Origin of the sequence: Paenibacillus periandrae (assembly GCF_022458865.1) — a bacterium.
GTDB classification, from domain to species: Bacteria; Bacillota; Bacilli; order Paenibacillales; family NBRC-103111; genus Paenibacillus_S; species Paenibacillus_S periandrae.
Map to the genome: position 1 here is coordinate 1 of NZ_JAJNMU010000017.1, position 19,898 is coordinate 19,898.

Annotated in this window: 19 protein-coding genes; 17 read left to right on the forward strand and 2 right to left on the reverse strand. The window is 44.9% G+C overall.

Features of this window, described 5'->3' with window-relative positions; genetic code table 11:
* Positions 1 to 266: 266 nt before the first annotated feature.
* The 5 genes from LRL21_RS26405 to LRL21_RS26425 all read left to right on the forward strand — a co-directional run bounded on the left by LRL21_RS26405 (position 267) and on the right by LRL21_RS26425 (position 4,472).
* A complete protein-coding gene (locus LRL21_RS26405) occupies positions 267 to 1,076 on the forward strand; it encodes a helix-turn-helix domain-containing protein (protein WP_240418766.1) in 810 nt (269 codons plus the stop codon).
* Between the two features lie 144 nt (positions 1,077 to 1,220).
* Positions 1,221 to 2,051 (forward strand): sugar phosphate isomerase/epimerase family protein, encoded by an 831-nt coding sequence (locus LRL21_RS26410; RefSeq protein WP_240418767.1) that lies wholly within the window; start codon positions 1,221 to 1,223, stop codon positions 2,049 to 2,051.
* A 47-nt stretch (positions 2,052 to 2,098) separates the two neighbouring features.
* Positions 2,099 to 3,058 carry a Gfo/Idh/MocA family protein gene (locus tag LRL21_RS26415; RefSeq protein WP_240418768.1) on the forward strand — a complete coding sequence of 320 codons (960 nt, stop codon included), beginning with the start codon at positions 2,099 to 2,101 and terminating at the stop codon, positions 3,056 to 3,058.
* 68 nt (positions 3,059 to 3,126) lie between these two features.
* Complete coding sequence (locus LRL21_RS26420) at positions 3,127 to 3,960, forward strand: LamG domain-containing protein (protein WP_240418769.1); 834 nt, start codon at positions 3,127 to 3,129, stop codon at positions 3,958 to 3,960.
* Between the two features lie 56 nt (positions 3,961 to 4,016).
* Positions 4,017 to 4,472 (forward strand): hypothetical protein, encoded by a 456-nt coding sequence (locus LRL21_RS26425; RefSeq protein ID WP_240418770.1) that lies wholly within the window; start codon positions 4,017 to 4,019, stop codon positions 4,470 to 4,472.
* A 293-nt stretch (positions 4,473 to 4,765) separates the two neighbouring features.
* Here the strand turns inward: LRL21_RS26425 and LRL21_RS26430 are convergent, their stop codons facing one another.
* Positions 4,766 to 5,542: a helix-turn-helix domain-containing protein gene (locus LRL21_RS26430; protein ID WP_240418771.1), complete on the reverse strand. Its 777-nt coding sequence runs from the start codon at positions 5,540 to 5,542 to the stop codon at positions 4,766 to 4,768.
* A gap of 239 nt (positions 5,543 to 5,781) precedes the next feature.
* On the opposite strand from LRL21_RS26430, the gene LRL21_RS26435 reads away from it, so the two are divergent.
* The 8 genes from LRL21_RS26435 to LRL21_RS26470 all read left to right on the forward strand — a co-directional run bounded on the left by LRL21_RS26435 (position 5,782) and on the right by LRL21_RS26470 (position 14,758).
* Complete coding sequence (locus LRL21_RS26435; RefSeq protein ID WP_240418772.1) at positions 5,782 to 6,921, forward strand: amidohydrolase family protein; 1,140 nt, start codon at positions 5,782 to 5,784, stop codon at positions 6,919 to 6,921.
* Entirely contained in the window at positions 6,918 to 7,289 is a 372-nt protein-coding gene (locus LRL21_RS26440) for a Rieske (2Fe-2S) protein (RefSeq protein WP_240418773.1), read from the forward strand. The genes LRL21_RS26435 and LRL21_RS26440 overlap by 4 nt, the downstream gene beginning before the upstream one ends.
* Positions 7,290 to 7,333: 44 nt before the next feature.
* Positions 7,334 to 8,263 (forward strand): ABC transporter permease, encoded by a 930-nt coding sequence (locus LRL21_RS26445; RefSeq protein WP_240418774.1) that lies wholly within the window; start codon positions 7,334 to 7,336, stop codon positions 8,261 to 8,263.
* A gap of 153 nt (positions 8,264 to 8,416) precedes the next feature.
* Positions 8,417 to 9,295 carry a carbohydrate ABC transporter permease gene (locus tag LRL21_RS26450; RefSeq protein ID WP_240418775.1) on the forward strand — a complete coding sequence of 293 codons (879 nt, stop codon included), beginning with the start codon at positions 8,417 to 8,419 and terminating at the stop codon, positions 9,293 to 9,295.
* Between the two features lie 38 nt (positions 9,296 to 9,333).
* On the forward strand, positions 9,334 to 10,860 hold the full coding sequence (locus LRL21_RS26455; RefSeq protein WP_240418776.1) for an extracellular solute-binding protein: 1,527 nt from the start codon (positions 9,334 to 9,336) through the stop codon (positions 10,858 to 10,860).
* A gap of 178 nt (positions 10,861 to 11,038) precedes the next feature.
* Positions 11,039 to 12,133, forward strand: a complete 1,095-nt coding sequence (locus LRL21_RS26460) for an endospore germination permease (protein WP_240418777.1) — start codon at positions 11,039 to 11,041, stop codon at positions 12,131 to 12,133.
* Positions 12,130 to 13,605 carry a spore germination protein gene (locus LRL21_RS26465; RefSeq protein ID WP_240418778.1) on the forward strand — a complete coding sequence of 492 codons (1,476 nt, stop codon included), beginning with the start codon at positions 12,130 to 12,132 and terminating at the stop codon, positions 13,603 to 13,605. Before LRL21_RS26460 ends, LRL21_RS26465 begins: the two co-directional genes overlap by 4 nt.
* A gap of 1 nt (position 13,606) precedes the next feature.
* Complete coding sequence (locus LRL21_RS26470; RefSeq protein ID WP_240418779.1) at positions 13,607 to 14,758, forward strand: Ger(x)C family spore germination protein; 1,152 nt, start codon at positions 13,607 to 13,609, stop codon at positions 14,756 to 14,758.
* 203 nt (positions 14,759 to 14,961) lie between these two features.
* Here the strand turns inward: LRL21_RS26470 and LRL21_RS26475 are convergent, their stop codons facing one another.
* Complete coding sequence (locus LRL21_RS26475) at positions 14,962 to 16,011, reverse strand: hypothetical protein (RefSeq protein ID WP_240418780.1); 1,050 nt, start codon at positions 16,009 to 16,011, stop codon at positions 14,962 to 14,964.
* A gap of 409 nt (positions 16,012 to 16,420) precedes the next feature.
* Here LRL21_RS26475 and LRL21_RS26480 point away from each other — a divergent pair, with 409 nt between their 5' ends.
* From LRL21_RS26480 to LRL21_RS26495, 4 genes are all read left to right on the forward strand, one after another.
* Entirely contained in the window at positions 16,421 to 17,281 is an 861-nt protein-coding gene (locus tag LRL21_RS26480; protein WP_240418781.1) for a cache domain-containing protein, read from the forward strand.
* Between the two features lie 283 nt (positions 17,282 to 17,564).
* The gene (locus LRL21_RS26485; protein WP_420832488.1) at positions 17,565 to 18,467 is read left to right on the forward strand and encodes an ABC transporter permease; all 903 of its coding nucleotides are present in this window, start codon (positions 17,565 to 17,567) and stop codon (positions 18,465 to 18,467) included.
* A 323-nt stretch (positions 18,468 to 18,790) separates the two neighbouring features.
* Entirely contained in the window at positions 18,791 to 19,468 is a 678-nt protein-coding gene (locus tag LRL21_RS26490) for a hypothetical protein (RefSeq protein ID WP_240418783.1), read from the forward strand.
* 3 nt (positions 19,469 to 19,471) lie between these two features.
* Positions 19,472 to 19,897: a type 2 periplasmic-binding domain-containing protein gene (locus tag LRL21_RS26495; RefSeq protein ID WP_240418784.1), complete on the forward strand. Its 426-nt coding sequence runs from the start codon at positions 19,472 to 19,474 to the stop codon at positions 19,895 to 19,897.
* Position 19,898 lies beyond the last annotated feature (1 nt).

Sequence of the window (19,898 nt, forward strand, 5' to 3'; positions counted from 1 at the left end):
ATAACTCTCAGAATTGCTTAAATAACGTTGAACAGCTGATAATTTTTCGTCTGAAGTATACTTAGCCATTAAAAAACTGCACCTCCAACTGTTAGATGATGTCTAACAATTGGGGTGCAGTTCAAAGCCGAACGGTTTTTTACTATTTTTGCGTTGATTTTATCCATATGTTCCGGTTACAGTGATATCATGAAGGATTGTTGCCAGTTAATTGCAGGGGGAAGCCGTATAAGATAAGGGGCGTGAACAAGTTGGGTGGAGGCGAGATGTTAACCAAACCGGGGTTTCATGTCCGGAGTTTTGTGGCTACTACGAATACAGATTGGGCGGATGACGGCTTTCACCAGCACCGCACCTTGGAAATCAGTATTTTGCTGGAAGGTAGAGGCGTATTCGAATGGAATGACAGTAAGCTTAATCTGGAGGCAGGGCAAGTGATTATCATCCCGCCTGCCCTGCCGCACCGGTTTGAAGGGAAGCAGTGGAATCGCTATGGGGTCATGCATCTGGAAAACATACCGGCTCGGATTATGGAGCATTTATCTGATTTTGGAAGCGGATCCAAGCCAGTCATCATAGCACTATCCCGTCTCGATAAAGAACGCTTGGAATGGCTTTTTCGCGAATTTTTGCGCATATTATCCACTCCGCTTAAGAAGCAAATGAGAACATACAGCGCATGGGTAGAGGTCATTGTTCTATTCCTGCTTGAGCATTCGCAATCGGTTCAGCATGCATTAACGATCACCAAGGCGGCGGATTATATCCGTGAAAATTTGAGTCGAGGTGTGCAAATCGCTGACTTGGCCGCATTGGCAGGACTGACCGAGGCTGGTTTTCGCCGTTTGTTCGATGAAATCTATGATATGAGCCCCAAGCAGTATTTGCAGCAATGTCGTATGGTCGAGGCCAAATGGCTGCTCAGCTCCTCTAATAAAGAATTGAATGAAATCGCCGAGCAGATCGGATTTGCCAGATTGCATTCGTTCTCGTTATGGTTCAAAAAAGTGGAAGGAATCCCCCCATCGGAGTGGCGTAAAATGCAGCAAAGAAAGACTGATGAATTTTCTATTTAAGCGGATGGCGTTTTGTGTAAATTGTGTTTCGATTTCAATAAATACAAGCGGTTCGAAAACCATTATTCTTCTAGTGTACCTAGAAAAACGATAGCATGCGTTAAGTCATGCGTCATAAGCAGGGCGGGAAGGAAGAAAAAGTGGATGCGCAAAGGAATTAATCAATGGTGTTTTCCAAAAGGTACTTCATTAGCGAATGTGTTTGAAACGAGTCGTCAAGCGGGCTTCGATGAAGTTGAACTGAATCTGTATGCACCTGGTGGTGTGGGACTGACCATGGACACCACGGAGGAGGAGGCCAAAGCCATTGGGCGGCTCGCTGAGCAACATGGGATCCAGCTGCGCTCACTTTCCTCAGAAATCATGGGACATTATCCGCTGTCTTCTCCGGATCAGGAAGTTCGCAATCTCGGAATTAAGGCCATGCATAAGCAAATACAAATTGCTGCGTGGCTCGGTATGGATACGATTCTTGTTGTTCCCGGCAGAGTGAACGAGGAAGTATCGTATGAGCAGTGTTATGAACGCAGCCGGACAGAGTTAGCCAAGCTGCTGCCGGCTCTGGAGGCCAGTCATATCCATATGGGCATAGAAAACGTGTGGAATAAGTTCATGTGGTCGCCAATTGAAATGGCCAAGTACATTGATGACTTCGGGTCATCTTTGGTATGCGCTTATTTTGATGTAGGCAATACACTGTTATTTGGTTATCCACAGCAATGGATTCGTATACTGGGTCACCGAATTCGCAAGGTGCATGTCAAGGATTTTAAGCTGGCTATAGGTAACATGAATGGCTTTGTCCCGCTGCTGGCAGGTGATGTCGATTGGAAGGAAGTACGAATAGCATTGAACGAGATCGGTTATAACGATGTGCTGACTGCGGAATTGACGGCTTACACAAGTGCTCCGGAGCAGCTCATCTTCGATACCGCTAGGCATCTTGGTGTGATCATGGGCGACAAACCGAATTAACTAAGCCTGCTTGTACAATCAAATTCCGAAGGAGTGCTGTATATATTATGGTGAAAATCGCTGTTATGGGTGCAGGCGGTATTGCTGCGGAGCATATGAAAGCTTTGAAGCCTCATCCAAAGGTAGAGATTGTAGGGATCTGTGACGTAATTCTGGAGAACGCACAAAAAATGGTTAACAAAAATGGGGGGCGAGCCTACACTGATTATGAGGAAATGCTGGATAGGGAGCAGCCGGACGGCTTGATCATCAGTGTCCCTCCTTTTGCTCATGGTGATGTGGAAGAGGCCGCAGCGAGTCGTGGTATTCATTTGTTAGTCGAGAAACCGATTGGCCTCAATATGGATGCAGTCAGGAAAAAAGCTGAGGTGATGCAGGAGGCAGGAATTATCGTCAGCACCGGATATTGCTTGCGTTATATGGAAGCCTTGCAAAAAGCACGGGTGTATTTGTCAGATAAGCCAATAGCGATGGTGCGGGCACTGCGCATAAGCGGCATACCCAAAATGCCCTGGTGGCCGATCATGGACAAATCCGGCGGGCAGCTGGTTGAAATGACTACACATAATGTAGACATGATGCGCTGCCTGGCTGGAGATATCACGAAGGTATCGGCTGATATGAATTTGCTTGTGATGAAGGATGGCGGCTTTGATATCCCCGATGTCACTTCCGCGAACTTCGTTTTTGCTAATGGGGCCGTCGGACATATCGACACTACGTTTTTTCCGCAGCCTGTCGAACGAGCTTATCTGGAGGTGATGGGACCGGGATATTTTCTGACAATTGAAGGTAAAACCTTGACCATTGTGGAGGGTAAACAAACGACGGTGTATAAAGGTGATGATGATTACTATAAAGCTCAGGACGAGGCGTTCATTGAAGCGATTGATACTGGCGACCGCAGCCTGATCCTTGCTGATTACAGCGAGGCCGTGAAAACGCTGGAGGTCACACTGGCGGCGAATGCTTCTGCTACGTCAGGACAAACGGTTTACCTAGCTTGATAAAAGGCTCTCATGACATTAGTGATATTGCGATTTACATTGTATAATAAGCAAAGTACAGGAAGAATATGTCTATCGATGCAAATCATACTTTATTCATGGGAGATGGTAATGTGACACAAGCAGGAGATCGTGCGGCTAGCGCCGTGCTAAATACGCCGGGATTGGTCAGTTTTTGGGATTTTCAGGAGCCCTCAGGAGAATCGCCAACCTCCCAGGGAAAAGAGCGGTATGTGCTGCAGGATGGGAACGGTGCTGTTGCCAAGGCCAACGAAGGTGTGTTCGGGCCAGCTGCTGCAGACATTCGCAACGGTCAATGGTATCGGATTGCTCGTGCGGATTGTCCGTCCTTGGATTTCCACGGAGAGACAGCGTTTACATTGTGTGCATGGCTGAAGCGATTCGGTCAGCAGGAGTCAACAAAATGCGAAGCGGTCGTTGGCATGTGGGACGAAACGTATAAGCATCGGCAATATTGCATGTTTCTCAATCTGCGGATTTGGGACAGCGCTCAGCAGCTATGTGGACATGTATCAGCTGAAGGCGGTCCGACTCCGGAATATAAGTATTGTATGACATCGGCTATCGGTCAAACAGAGGTTTCCTTTGAAGAATGGCATTTTGCTGTGTTCACTTTCGATGGCGAATACGCCAAAGTATTTCTGGACGGGCAGCTGGATGAAAGGGAAACGTTCAACCCCTATTTGTACCCGAAGGCACTGCACAACGGTGGTAGTGAGGGATCGGACTTTACGATTGCCGGTGTGAACCGGTCTGGAGAAATGGGTAACTTCTATGAAGGCCTGCTCGGTGGGCTGGCGGTATATGACAGGTGTTTGTCTGCAGATGAAATTACTGCGCTGTATCAAGCAACCCGGTCAATCGAGATGGATGCTTCATGATGTAGGGCCCCGAAGTACATCACCGATTGGGCGGAACGGCTGCTTCTCACACCGATGTGGAGGAGCGGCCTTTTCAGGTGAAGACTGCAGGTAAAGTATGGTGTTATAACAGATTGGAGATTGCTTGTATGGATATGAAGGATTTCATGAACAATGACAAGCTTCAATGGCTCGTGGATATCGAGAAAACTTTAAATCGGTTTCCTATTCTGCTGCGATTTAATGAGTGGACGAAAGGGACTAACTTTCATTACCAGCCTGGTGTGGAGATACATATTACTCAAGAGGGAGAGGGAACGATGGTTGTAGGCAGGCAAATCTTGCTGCAAACCCCCCGTTCTGTCCTGGTATTTCGTGGAACCGTGCCGCACCAGATGATATCCAGATCGTCTTATAAACGTGCGGTGATCTGTGTCAACTTCAGTAATGAGGATGAGGGTGTGCTTTCAAACCTGCACCGTCTCATTGATTACCTCTTACACGAACAAAAGAAGAAGTCTTCGGTTCACTAACTCAGTGAGCCGAAGACTTCTTTGTCCATATATAAAGGATTCTCAGTTATGAATACCTGAGGCAGATCGGCTTGGGTGTAAGAAGTGGAAGTCCAAACCAAAGAAGGGGCGAGGACAGGTTTTAGAAGTAGAAGACAGCACAATTGTAGGATGGAGGACATGGGTATGGGTGGAAAGTTTACGGGCCGTCTTTGAAGTCGTGTTCCCACCGCTTAGTCTCATCCATGGAACACGACTTCAACAACGGCTGCAACCCCATACCCATGTCCTCGCCAACGCACCAACGTTTGGGTTTAGACACGATAATGCTGTCTGAACGACGAAGGATTCGTCCCGATCTTGGAGCTGAAGATTCGGCTCAGGTAAGAGCCGTTCTCATATCCACATTGGATCGCAATCGATTCCATGGTATCATCCGTTTCCAGCAGCAGTCGCTTGGCCTCGTCCAATCGCAGACGAGTAACAAATTCCAAAGGAGCGACACCATAGGCTGCCTGAAACCGTCTTGTAAACTGAGGCTGCTTGATTCCGAGACTGGACGCAATTTCGTGCATGCTAAGCTCGCCGAACACATTTTTGTGAATGATTCCCGCTGCTTTTTGCATGCTGGGGTCAATCTGCTTTTTACGATTAAAAGTAGATTTTTTTTCCACATCACACAGAAATAAAAGGTCCGCAACCAGATGATTAAGAATAGGAGAGGAGACGCCGTATTTGAGCTCTGTCTTACGCAAATAAGTATAAGTGGAAGAGAGCCGGGCCACATCGTGAATCGTTATTTTGCCAACAGGTGGCCGCAGAAAAGAATCCTCTACTTCCTCGGGTACGGTAAACCGAATCATGTGAAAAGTAATTTCATTGGGTGTCCTGCGCTTTAACACGACATTCGGAGGACAAATCACGATATCCCCAAAGACCGCATGTCCGTTCAACTCCCCGACATCAAAGTCAAAAGCGCCTTTTTCAACGCCTAGGATAACATGGTTACTGTATATATCCTCGGGCAGCTGGAAGCCAGGTTGGGGTCCCGCATAGACATATCCATCTACATTTATCATGTTTTGAAGCATGGCACATTCCCCTCCTGCCACCAGATTAACCAAGCTGGCTTATTAATTTGAGAATATCATATTTCATGTATTTATTAAAGATTGGGATCAGATTGTTAGTTCTCTCCAACTACGCAAAAAAGTACAAGAGAAATGGCAAAAGCGTGTATTACAATCCGTATTTTACGATGATATGATAATAATGAAATTAGAACAAAACGTAGTTCTAAGATGACATTTGCGATAAAGGGGTGGTTCAAATGGAGACAACACAAATCAAAGGATCAGAAAGCAAGTCCAAGTTGAAGCGTTCCATTATTGACACGGATATTCATGGAAGAGCTCCACGAGAAGGTATGCTGAAGTATATGCCGCGTATTTATCGGGAACAGATTGCTACCTTTGGTTGGCGTCTGCCTGCACAAGGCGGAATGTTTTTGAATGGTGGAACCAACGGAAGTATGCAGGATGTAAATATCCCTGAGGACAGCGAAAATGAAGATACTTATCTCGATTATTTACGGAAAAACCACCTGGACACCTACAATATCGAGTATGGTATATTGACTGGGGGAGGTTATGAGGTACATGCAGCGGTCGACACCGATTTTGCGGCGGCGGTGTGTTCAGCACACAATGATTATTATTTAGAACGATATTTGTCGAGAGAAAGCAGATTGAAAGGCTCAATCCTGATTCCTAAGCAGGATCCCATCCTGTCCGCCAAAGAAATCGATCGAGTTGGGTCCAATCCCGATATGATTCAGGTCGTGGTCTCCAATGGAGCACAGAAGCCTTACGGGCACCGATTTTATCATCCTATTTATGAAGCTTGTGTTCGCCATAACCTGCCTTTTACCATTCACGTCAGTATGGAGGGTATTGGTATCAACAATCCGACAACGGGGGCCGGGCATGTTACCAGCTACATTGAATACCGCGCAGCTCGTGCTCATATTATGGCGGCCCACATGGCAAGCTTTATTTTCGAAGGGGTATTTGAGAAGTTCCCAACACTTAAAGTAGTGATGATGGAAGCGGGAATGCTGTGGATCGCTCCGCTGATCTGGAGATTGGATCAGGATTGGAAAGCTTTGCGTCACCAGACACCGTGGGTCAAGGAACCGCCAAGCGAATATTACCGTAAATTTTTTAGGGTCACCTCGCAGCCGTTAGAGCTTCCTCCGACAACTGATATGATCAAGCCAATGATGAATGCCATCCATTGCGAGACGAATCTGATGTTTGCAAGCGATTTCCCGCACTGGGATTTTGATTCCCCAACACACGCCTTCCCGAAATTGGATGAGAATATGTGGGATCGAATCTTCTACCAGAATGCAGCGGAGCTGTATGGCTTGCCGCAAAGAAAAGCGTCGAAGGGAGTGGCTTTGGCATGACCCGGTATTTGGTAGGCAGCATCTCGGAATTAACACCAGGAACCAAAAAAATTATTCAAGCCGGCGGGCGGAGTGTCGGTGTGTACAACCTGGGCGGTGAATTGTATGCGATTCGGAATTTATGTCCGCATCAAAGTGCAGGGTTATGCGAAGGAATTACGAGCTCGTTTGTTACATCCACGGGACCTGGGGAATTTTGCTTTGAGCATGAGGGTGAGATTGCGCGATGTCCGTGGCATTTTTGGGAATTCAACATTAAGACAGGTCAAATGATGGTGGACCCGAAGGTAAGAACCAAAACGTATGATGTAGAAGTAGAGCGGTTTGATGTTTCTGTAGATGAACAGCAGGTCTTCGTCCACATGTAACATCCAGAAGCTAACAGCAGGAGATTAGGGGTATCCCTACAGAAATGGCGGTGGTAGGAATTAAAGCAACATTGACTCTGCTAAAAAAAGACAAGCATCTGTATTTATTAGCGATGCCCGGCATCTTATTCTTTATTGTGTTTCATTATGTTCCGATGTATGGCATATTGATTGCTTTCAAAAAGTACAACGTATACCAAGGCTTTGCCGGCAGCCCTTGGATAGGCTTCGATAATTTTATCAAGCTTTTTCAAATGAGCGGTTTTGTGAGAGCGCTTAACAATACGATGATTATCAGCCTGTACCAATTGGTGTTCGCTTTTCCTGCTCCTATTATCCTTGCCATTATGCTAAATGAAGTCAGGCACATGCTGTATAGGAAATTTGTGCAAACCGTCATTTATTTACCCCATTTTGTCTCATGGATTATCATTACAGGCATATTATATGCCTTTTTTTCCCCGTCTACGGGCGTTATCAAGGAGATCTCCATATGGCTTGGATACGAAGGAACGGTGATCAATTTTATGAGCAGTAAGGAGTACTTCAGATCTTTGCTGGTCGTCTCGAATATATGGAAGGAAGCCGGGTTTGGAACTGTACTCTACTTGGCGACTATCGTATCGATTGATCCTCAGTTATATGAAGCAGCGAAGGTCGACGGAGCGAAAAAATGGCACCAAATTTGGCATATCACGCTTCCGGGGCTGCGCACAACGATTGTTATTTTGCTGATCTTCCGGGTAGGCCATATCCTCAACGCCGGGCTCGATCAAGTGTATGCGCTATATAATCCGCAGGTATATGAAGTTAGCGAAATATTGGATACCTTTATTTACAAGCTGGCTTTCGAAGAGGCCAAATATGATTTGTCGACAGCTACGGGTGTGTTCAAGTCAGTCATTGGCTTGATACTCGTATTGTTCACTAACTATATTGCCAAAAAAATCGACCGGGACAGCGGGATTATTTAAGCTTACGAAGTAAGTTTTGTACCAAAACGGAGTAGATGCTTACGATGCGAGTTTTGTACCAAACAGAGTAGATGCTTACGAAGTAAGTTTTGCTCCAAAACAGAGTAGATGCTTACGAAGAGAGTTTTGTACCGAAACTTTTAGGAGGCCAACATGAAGGAGACGTTCGGGGAGAAGTTCATTTATTGGCTGTTAAACGGTTTATTATTACTACTGTCCCTATGCACGCTGTATCCTTTCTGGCATGTTCTGATGTATGCCTTAAGTGATCCCAAGCTATCGATGGGTGGAGGCATATTCCTTCTTCCACGGGGATGGTCGCTATCATCTTTTGAAATTTTATTGAACAGTAAGGGGATCTATACCGCCTACGGAAACTCCTTGATCAGGCTGGTTGTGGGAACCTGTGTGAATCTGTTATTTACGGCGATGCTTGCTTATCCGCTGTCGCTGAAGCGTTTTATCGGCAGAAATGCGATCACACTGATGATCTTTTTTACGATGCTGTTCAGCGGCGGCATGATTCCCAGCTATTTGCTTGTTAAAGAATTGGGACTATTGGATAGTATCTGGGCGCTCATTATTCCAGGTACGATCAGTGCTTGGAATTTGCTGATTATGAAAACGTATTTTCAGAACATTCCTCCTGAGCTCGAAGAATCTGCGAGCATAGACGGAGCTTCGCCCATGAGGGTGTTAATTTCCGTTATACTGCCTGTCTCCATGCCGGTGATTGCTGCGATCGGTTTGTTTTACGGAGTCGCGCATTGGAACTCCTATTTTGACGCTATCCTTTATATCAACTCACAGAGCCAACAAGTATTGCAGGTGTTCCTGCGGACGATGCTCAACAGCAGTTCTTTGCAGCAGATACAGGGCTCGGAGGCTTTTGCCAGCAATATCGGGATGGTAACCGAGGAATCGGTCAAGATGGCAACGGTCATTTCATCGGTACTGCCTATGCTTCTCATCTATCCATTTTTGCAAAAGTATTATGTAAAAGGAGTACTAATCGGTTCAGTGAAAGGATAATGAAATGTGAATTCGGACAAATAATTAGGGGGCTGGCTATGATTAATAAATCTTGGAAATCCATCGTATGGGCAACAACAACAATAATTGCGGTTGGAAGTTTAAGCGCTTGCAGTGGAGGCGCGCAGGGAACGGGTACCAGCTCATCGGGACAACAGCAAACCAAGCCTGGAGAAACGCCAACCGTTACGATTCTTATGAGCAAGGGCACCAATTTCCCTGAAGCCAATCCGGTTATAGATCAAATCAGAAAAAAGACAGGCGCCAACGTGCAGGTCATTGCGGTGGATCTTGGGGATTACGAAAATAAATTGAATGCGATGATCGCTTCCGGCAGCCCACCCGATATATTCAACAGCTACAGCAAGCCCAAGATCAAAGATCTGGTGGACAATAAAGCCATTCTTGAGCTTGATTCCTTATTAGAGAAATCAGGAAAAAACATTAGTGAGAACAAAGGCAAATATTTAAAGGGCATTGGCTATATTGACGGGAAAACATATGCGATCCCGAATGCCTACGGACTTGGTAACGGACTTGCCATCCGGCAGGATTGGCTCGATAAGCTTGGGCTCAAGGTACCGACAACACTGGATGAATATGAAAATGTTCTGAAAGCCTTTGTCACCAAGGACCCGGATGGTAATGGCAAGAATGATACCATCGGTCTTGGATTATCCGTCTCCATTGATCAGACATTCGAGCATGTCTTCGCGGCTTATGGGGTGCCACTTAAGAGGGGTGTGCTAGTTGACGGTAAGGTGACTCCGTGGGCACTAGCCCCCGGTTATCTGGATGCTGTCAAATACTATAACAAGCTGTACAAGGAAGGGCTGCTTGAGCCTGACTTTGCAACCGTTCCAGCGATGCAGGAATATGAAAAGCTGTGGAATGGGAAGATGGGTGCCTTCCAGTTTAATCCCCCAGGTACAACGCAAAACTGGATGACCCGATATATTGAAAATCCTAAACCGAAGTTTGTGTATACTACGCTCAAGGGACCGAATGGTCAAGGCGGCAATGTTCGTTTTGTCCGTGAGGATAAGGGCCCATGGACGCACATCTCCAGTAAATCCAAAAACCCTGAAGCTGCGATGAAGGTGCTTGATTTTCTGATCAGCGAAGAAGGCGATCGTTTGACATGGGCAGGCATTGAAGGAACAACCTATACCATGAAAGACGGCAAATTCGAATGGATCAAGCCTTATGACGATGCTGTTCAGCTGAGAAATCAGGGAGGCTTCGCCTATTCTGCTATTATTCAACGCCTGGACGGTATGGAGTTTCAACTTATGAATGATACGACGCGCAAAGGGATCGAACTATCGTATAACAGCCCAATCCCCGATGCTTATCTGTTTGGGGTACCTGACATTGAAAGAGACAAAAAGAAGGTTCTTGACGATATGGAGCTCGAGTTTAGAACCTCTGCCATCGTATCGAAGGGCGATCTGGATAAGCTCTACGCAGACTTTAAGAAAAAATATTTAGCCGAAGGCGGAAGCACGTGGATTGAGCAGGCAACGGTTATCTACAACAAGGAAAAAGCGGAATTGAAAAAGTGATATTTAATCAATTATCCGTAAATTACTAAAGCATGAATAGCACACAGCACAAGCTGACAACGGTATTAGACCGGGGTCAGCTTGTTTGTATGATGGTTGTAAATTGGATAGATATGCATAATATTCGAACATCTGGATAATCTATTACCGTTATAACAGACGGATGGTGAATAGTGTCATGGATAAAGGTATAGGTAAAATTAACTTTTTGCAGGTGTGCATGATTTTGATGCTGATGAATGGACTTATGACTCATGTCGTTGTGAACCCAATGCTAATGGAGGCATCCGGCAGGGATGCCTGGATTTCTGCTTTATTGGCAGGGGTATTGTTTCTACCGTGGTGTGCCCTCCTTGTCATCTTCATGAACAAATCAGGTCAACAGAGGCTCCAACCTTGGTTGGCTAGCAAGACAAACTCCATGATCTCTTGGCTGCTTGTCATTCCGATTTGTTTGCAATTGTATCTCATCGGAGGGACGACGGTTATACACACCGCAACATGGACCATTATTAATAACCTGCCGGGTACGCCCAAGCTTGCCTTGGTTTTCACTTTATGTCTGGTCAGCTTGTATTACGCCATATCTGGTATTCGGATGATAGCGATTAGCGCGGGCATCTTATTGCCCATGGTCATTGTACTGGGGTATTTTGTGAGCTTCGCCAATATGCCCAAAAAAGATTTCACCCTCTTGCAGCCGGTTCTGGAGTATGGCTGGCAGCCTGTTATCCATGGCATGCTTTATGCGGGAGGCGGCTTCATAGAGCTGATTATGATCATAGCGATTCAGCATCGAATCAAGTCCCGTGTTCGGCCATGGCAGCTGATGATCCTTGCAGCTGTTATGGTGTACATCACGGTAGGTCCCATTATAGGTGGAATTACGGAATTTGGGCATAGGGAAGCCGCCAAGCAGATGGAATCACCCTACGAGCAATGGAGATTGGTGAAGCTTGGTAACAATATCGAGCATGTGGATTTTTTATCCGAATTCCAATGGCTCGCCGGCGCGGTGATACGAGTCAGCTTCTCACAGCTATTAATAGGAGAGCTGTTGCCTTTTCGAAGCTTGAAAAAGAAAAACCTTCTAATTTTATCCATTTCGGTCAGTTATATTGTGTTCACGCTGCTTCCATTGGAAAGCTATTCCATTTATTTATGGATGTATCAATATTATATGCCGATTTCATTCACAGTGGCTTTGTTCATATCACTCGTATGCATCGCGATTGCACTCATTTCCAGGAAGGTAAAGGAGGAAGCTGCATGAAAGGAAATAAGCTTGAACCGTCGGAAAGCTGGAGCGAATCTAAACTCAAGGCGTTATTTCCTCACTCGGCGGACGTCCAGATTCATAATTTCCAATTGGAGGATGATGCTGGTTCAAAAGTCATTCTCATTTATAGCGAGGGCTTGTGTGATACGACTCAAATTGGTAGGGTCGTTCTGCCACAGCTTAATAATATGTATCGCCAGTATGGTTTTACAGACTTGCAACGGGACAATGTATACGGTACCCTGCCTATACATCCAATAGAAGCCGAAGCCACTGCTGTAGAAATAGCCGAATTATTATTTCAGGGTGATCTCCTGCTGCTGTTTCCTCAAACCTCTGCTTTATTTAGAATGTGTATCGGTCAACGCTCTGAGCGCACCCCCGAAGAATCAAGTACAGAGATATCGATCAAGGGTCCCAAGGATGGATTCGTAGAAGATATCATGGTGAATGTGTCATTGATCCGCAAACGGATTCGCAGCAATTCTCTCTGCTATGAGACCTTTACGCTGGGAAAACGAACTAGAACAAGAGTTGGTTTGCTGTACATTGATGACATTATTTCTCCTGAAGTGTTGAATGAAGTGAAGAAAAGGCTTAACAAGATTGATGTGGATGGTCTTTATAGTATCAACCAGCTTGAGGAAATGCTTGTTGACGCCAAATATTCGATGTTTCCTCTACTTGATTACAGCGGTCGACCTGACAAAGCGTTAAGCAGTCTATTGGCGGGGAGATTTGTCATCATCGTGGATGGGAATCCCATGGTATTAGTGGGGCCTACGACCTTTTTGCTTCTGATAAAATCACCTGAAGATCTATATTTGAATTTCCAAAATGTATCGTTCGCACGTTTGATACGATTGTTCAGCTTTTGTATATCTATTTTGCTGCCTGGTATTTGGGTGTCGTTGTCTTCCTTTCACCAGGACCAAATTCCCTTTCGACTGATGGCAACCATTGCATCAGCACGTATTGGTTTGCCCTTTACCGCACAAGCAGAATTGTTAATTTTACTGGTGCTATTAGAGATATTTAGAGAAGCGGGTCTTCGACTACCGAATTCAATTGGACAGACATTGACCGTTGTTGGCGGATTAATTATTGGTGATGCATCTATTCGAGCCGGCTTGGTTTCTCCAAGCGTTGTTGTCGTTGGTGCCATTACAGTAGTTGCAGGAACTACTTTAGTCAATCAATCGTTAAGTTCAACCGTCAGTTTCATGCGATTTTTGATGTTTATGATTTCTTCTTTTCTTGGCATGTACGGACTCATCCTTGGGATGCTGCTGATTATAGGTTATATGAGCCAGCTTCGTTCCTTCGGTGTGCCCTATATGGCACCGATTTCCCCTCCGCATTTTAAAGAAATGTTAGGCGCGATTCTTCGACTTCCCTGGAGCAAATATAAAAAAAGACCTCAATCATTACACACCATAGATTCGGACCGACAAGGGGAGGATTAGCGTGGCTGTAAGCATAAAATGGGTTCTCATACTGGCTGTACTCCTATTGGAGTCAGGCTGCTGGGATTCCAAGCCTATTCAAAATATGGTCTATGTAACAGCTATTGGTCTGGATTATGAGAAAGGCAATTTTATTGTCCATGTGCAGACAATAAATTTTAGTAATGTGGCCAAGAGTGAAAATTTCGAAATTGGTAAAAATGTACCTGTGTGGATAGGAAAGGGAGAGGGAAAAACGGTCAGTGAGGCTTTATCATCAATCTATGCGACCTCACAGATAAGAGTATACTGGGGACATGTCAGAGCGATCATTTTCAGTGATAGAATGCTTAATGCGACAGATTCGGTTAAGCATGCCTATGACGCCATAAACCGTTATCGTGAGGTTAGATATAACATTTTAGTGTATGGTACGAAAGAGCCCATGACCAAGATCCTTACACAAAAGTCAATTTTCAATTTTTCACCATTAGAGAGCATCATGGATACCCCGGAAGATAGCTATTCTCAAAGGTCCTTTATTCCTCCCCAGTATGGTTACAGGCTCATCGCAGAAGTGAGCGAGCCCGGAAGGACGGCCATGCTTCCATCGCTTGCCACCGTAGACAATAGCTGGACGGAGGATCAAAAGAAAAAATCAATGTTTGAGGTGGACGGAGCCTACATGGTGAACACGCAGAAAATGAAAGGTTGGTTTTCCGGTGACGATCTCAAGGGAGCCAGATGGCTATATAAAAAAATGAAACGTACGATCGTTAATATTCCCGGTAATGGGGACCCGATCGCGGCATTAGTCCTGAAGCTGCCTAAACATCGTATAGAGACATACCTTGAAAATGGGGAATTGCGCTTTAATATCACCGTCGAGGTTCAAGCTTATGTAGATGAAATGGTACAAGACGCATCTAAAAGGAAGATGGAACAGGAAGCAGAAGTGGTTGTTCGAGAAGAAATCAAATCGACCTATTTAAAGGGAGTTTCGAGGCAGACGGATATTCTGAACTTACTGGGAGAACTTTATGAAAAAAAATATAAAATATGGAAAAACTTATCTGACGAAAATCAGCTGGTATTAAAAGAAGATACCTTGAACAAAATCGATGTTCACGTAAAATTCACCAACACAGGGACCTACAAAGGCAAGGCACGTTAATTTACAATAGCACATCGTTAAAGCACGTAGAGGAGACCGTATGAAGCAGCTATGCAATTCCGACGTTCCAAAAAGCGTAGACAAATAGTTCAAAAAGCCGGAGCCCCCTTACTTTTTAAAGGATGCTTCGGCTTTTGTCAGCTTGTGGTTGCATGATGTACGTAAGGTTCTGATTGAAGTGAACTCTCATACAGGGCTTCGGATTACTTCCCGGCAGCGTTAACAGCTGCTTTAATGGCATCCGTCACTTTCTGTAGGAAATCAGTCGAATCTTGTGCAGACAGGTGATCTGAAACAGCCTGCATATCACTACTCCATAAGTTCAAAATACGGGATGCCAGCTCATCAGCTGATGTTGCAGTAAGACTTGTCAGGCTGCCACCTTGTTTATAGGCATTCTTCAGTTCATTATATTCCAGATCATCCGTGTTCACGACAAGATAAGCATCGTTAAAGATCGACGCTAGATGTTTGTTTATAAATGCTTGAATATCGAGTTTGGAATTATTTTGATTATGATCGTTGTAAGGCGTTGAAATAGCTGATGCAATAGTTTTGTTTGCCTGAACCTTCAAGTCCGCTGCTTCAGAGGCTGTTAGCAGATTTTCCTGAGCTGCCTTATCAATATCTTGTACAATCGGCGTAATCAAGGCATTAGTTAAAAATTGTTGATTCAGACGAGTCGCCTCGACAAGTGAGCCTCCTTGAATCAAACGGTCCTGGATATCCATATAATCTTCTTCTGAAAGAATTAGAGCATCTGCTTTTAATTGGCTTATATACTTATCCATAAGGGCACCGTAGTTAAAACGGTTTTGGTCACTTGGGGACTTGTAGCCGGGTGTGGATATGGCAATTTGAATACCGTTGTATAAATCAGATTTCAAAGCAATTAGCTGCTCATTAGTAACCGTATAGTTTTGCAAGGTGTTGGCTAAATCTTGATCGATTGAAGCTCCCAGCTTGGCTGCCAGCAATGAACTGTCCAGACCAGATGCTTGTGCTAAGTTCTGTCCATGTAGTAAGGCATCGTAAATATCCGTAGACTCTTTTTCCGAGAAAGAAATGGTCATATTAATCAGCTTGTTTAAACGATCTGTTATGTACTGCTGTCTATCCAATGGGGCTTTGACTCTTTCAATGGCTGGATAATCATCGTCATCCGCGAATGCTTTTGGGGCTAAAGTAAGGGCGCCACTAAATAATAATGCAGTAGAAAGTATTGCAGCCATCCATGGTTTTCTGTTATTCATTTTAACTCCACCTTATCTCTATAGTTTTTCATTAAACATTTCGCTAACGAAATGTTTCTGTACGAAATATATCACTTTATGTTTGAATTGTAAATAGTATCTAAACAATAATAAGTGAATAAAGTTTGAACAATTTTCAAGAAAAAGTTAATGCCACAATCTGGTACCAAGGATGTCTAACTAGTTATTGCTAGAGTGCTCATAATGTTCTACAATATATTGTGAAGTAACTAACTTCTATGTAACGTAAAGCGGTGTATGGTGGTGTAAAGTGCGGTGTTAGAGATCATAGAAATCGTCGTACCTCACATCCAAAGATGGCCAGCATCGTTTGATCGTGCAAGAATCAAGCTTCGTTTTGATAACGCTTTCAAAAAGGGGATCGTAAACAGGTATGCGCATGGCCAGCATGTTGTCAAACAAACCAGTAATGAAACTGATGCTGTTAGTAGGGGGATTAGGTCTAATACTACTTATCGTTAGCGGCGCGGTACACTTCGTTTCCTCTCAGATGATGCAATATGAAAAAAAAGAGAAAACGATGAGAGCGCTCAAGCAAGTGAAGCAAACCATGGACAATGAAATCAAGCAGATGAATCGGGTATACCTGCGAGTTGCTTCTGACCCGAATGTTCGTGATTATTTGTATGCTCAGGAGCCTTCACTGGTCAGCCAAAAGGCCGCCGACGAGCTTGTGATGAAAAGCTTGAACAGGTATAAAGCAGCCAATCCATCGATACTGGATGTGTACATGTACGTCAAAAACAATCATGCAATCGTAAGTACACAAGCTGTGGACACGCCTGAACAGTTCTTTTCCACCCGGTCGTACACCTCCATGAAATATTCAACATGGCATCAGCTGATCAAATCGTACCAGAACAAGAACTACCTTCATATCGGCCAGACCTCGAAGGATAGCTTTAAGGGAACCGGGCTGGCTCTTTTTCAATCGCTGCCATTGACGGACCCAACCGGACCGGATGCGACGATCGTCATTGTCTTCAAGGCGGCCCCTTTACAATCGATCTTGGATACTGTCGATCCGGCGCTGCAGGGCACTGTCATGATTACGGATAAATACGATGAGGTTTTGCTATCCTCCCAAGCAAGAAGGGCCCCTGCTCCAGAAGTGCTGGATGGAATGACCAATGATAACGGCGTTCTATACATGGACGAGAATGGTACGAAGGTTGCCGTGTTTTATATGAAATCTTCTGATCCGGAGCTGACTTATATGGCTTTTATTCCCGAGGATTTGTTGAGTTAAAGTAAGTTTTTCGTTCGGGGGTACTCCTGTACAATTGGGCATTGAACGTCCAGTTTACGAGTGGAGATGCCCCTGAATTTCGTCTACGCTTCATTCACTCATTTTACCGCCGCATGCAACTCCCCCTAATCATTGAAAGTGAAATTACTTCCAATATTGTTGTACTCTTCCATAGATTTACACCCATCTTAAAAAAAGATAAGTATGTTTAAATTACGGACTCCCTCTATTCAGACCCCTGCTGTAAGATTCACATATAACAACAACGATGGGATGTGTGAATGTGAGTTTGTTAGCCTACTACAACCGGTATAAAATTCTTTATCTGCTATCCCTACCGGGAATACTTTATTTTGTAGTTTTCAAGTATATTCCTCTGGCAGGCTCGATGATGGCGTTTCAAAATTACAGTATTTTTGAGGGCATTTGGAAAAGTGAATGGGTAGGACTGGCTAATTTCCAGCGTATGTTTGAGTTCGCAGACTTTTGGAGAATTTTGAAAAATACATTAGCTATCGGTGTTTACACGCTGGTCTTTGGGTTTCCGATTCCGATTATATTAGCTTTAATGATGAATGAGCTGCGTAATCAGCTCTATAAGCGATTTGTCCAGACAGCGGTGTATTTGCCGCATTTTTTATCATGGGTCGTTGTTGGCGGAATTGTGATAGAAATCTTGTCACCTACCCATGGTGTGGTGAACCACGTCCTTGCCTGGTTTGGACAGGAGCCGATCTACTTTATGGGTGAGGACTCCCACATTCGTACCATTATCGTAAGCTCGGGAATTTGGCGGGATGCGGGCTGGAGCACAATCATTTATTTGGCCGCCATGAGCGGCATCAACCCCGATCTGTATGAGGCTGCGCAAATGGATGGAGCGACTCGGTGGAGACAGACGATCTCCATCACGATTCCTTCGATTATGACGACAATTACAATATTATTTTTGCTGCAGATCGGGAATTTTCTGGATCTCGGCTTTGAGCGGGTATTTGTGTTTCTGAATCCGCTGACGAATTCAAATGGGGATATTCTCGATACGTACATTTACAGGGTGGGACTCATTCAACGGGAGTACAGCTATACGACGGCGATTGGGTTGTTTAAATCGGTGATTGGGTTTGTATTGATTGTTACGGCGAATACGTTTAGCAAGCGAGTAACAGGTGAGGGGTTGTATTAAAGGTTCGGTGAGCAGAGTGTGGTGAGGAGCGTGTGGTGAGAGCGTATGGTGAGGGGGACGCTGCGCGGCCGAAGTGTTCTTCCGATCGCTGTTGTTCATGGATTTCCTGATTGGATAAGAGATGTATCGGTAGAAATCCATGAACAAAGGCGAACGCTACGCTTCTGCAGAATACCACGGCCGCTCCGCTGCGTGCTCACCGAACCTTTAAGACAGAGTAGAGATTAGGGAAAAAGGAGATTGTCCTATGTCTTTTGGACAATTAACTACAATATAAAGTTCAGATCATAAATACGAAGTTAGTTTGCTAAGGAGATAAAACCATGTCACCATCCAACAAAACAAGCCGATTGGCGCTGCTCAATCCATTGATTTTATTACTGATTAGTTTGACGATGCTGCTGCCGATTCTGAATATTATCGCGCAATCACTGAGTGGTTCGGTTGCGCTTAGCACTGGCAAAGTGATTTTATGGCCAGTGGAGTTTACCATGGCGAACTACGCAACCGTGTTGCATCAGGCTGCGATATGGAGAGCTTTTGGGATCAGTGCCATGATTACCGTTTGTGGGACTTTGATCAATCTGATTGTTCCTAAGTTTTTCAAGGTCGAAGCCATGCAAAAGGCGTTGCAGGTGTACAAGACGATGTATGACGAGGGCTTAATGGCGAAGGATTTTGCCAGTCTGGACGGTAACAAATGGACAAATAATATCAATGCCGGTAAATCGGGTGTCTGGAATCATAATGCCAATCTGCTGCTCAACTGGATCAACACCACCAAGCCAGCGAATGCCAAATCCGAGGTCATCATCATACCTTCACCTGTAGGGGATGACGGCAAAGGCGGCATGATGAAATACAGCTACACAGGCGGACTTTCTTATATTAAGAGCAAGGTCAGCAAAGAAAAGGCAGCAGCCATCGTTAAATTCCACAATTATATGATTACCGAAGCGGGCGACAGATTTTTCAACTTTGGTATTGAGGGCGACACATAAACGATGAAGGATGGTAAGGTAGCTTACAAGCAGCCAACCACACCGGAGGGTACCCTGGAGGAGCAGTTCCGTTCCGTTATGCTGAGATTGGTTGAAGATACGGCCTTGAATCGGACCTTGCTCAATACGACAGAGGATGGTAAAAAGCTGGTTCAGCAGTTCGATACTATTGTAACGAAGGAAGGTCGTAACGGAATTGCATTCCAGCCTGAGCTCGCAGCGAGCGCCAAGTATACGGATGCCGGTCTTAAATTCTCGGACATGCCGCCGGTTATACTGGATCATATGCTGAAAATGGTATACGGCAAGGAGCCGATTTCCGATTGGCCGAAGGTGCTGGAGGAATGGAAATCCAAGGGTGGGAATGATATCATAAAAGAAGCAACTGACCGTTATAATCAGAAATCCGGCGTCATCATGGGAGATTAAC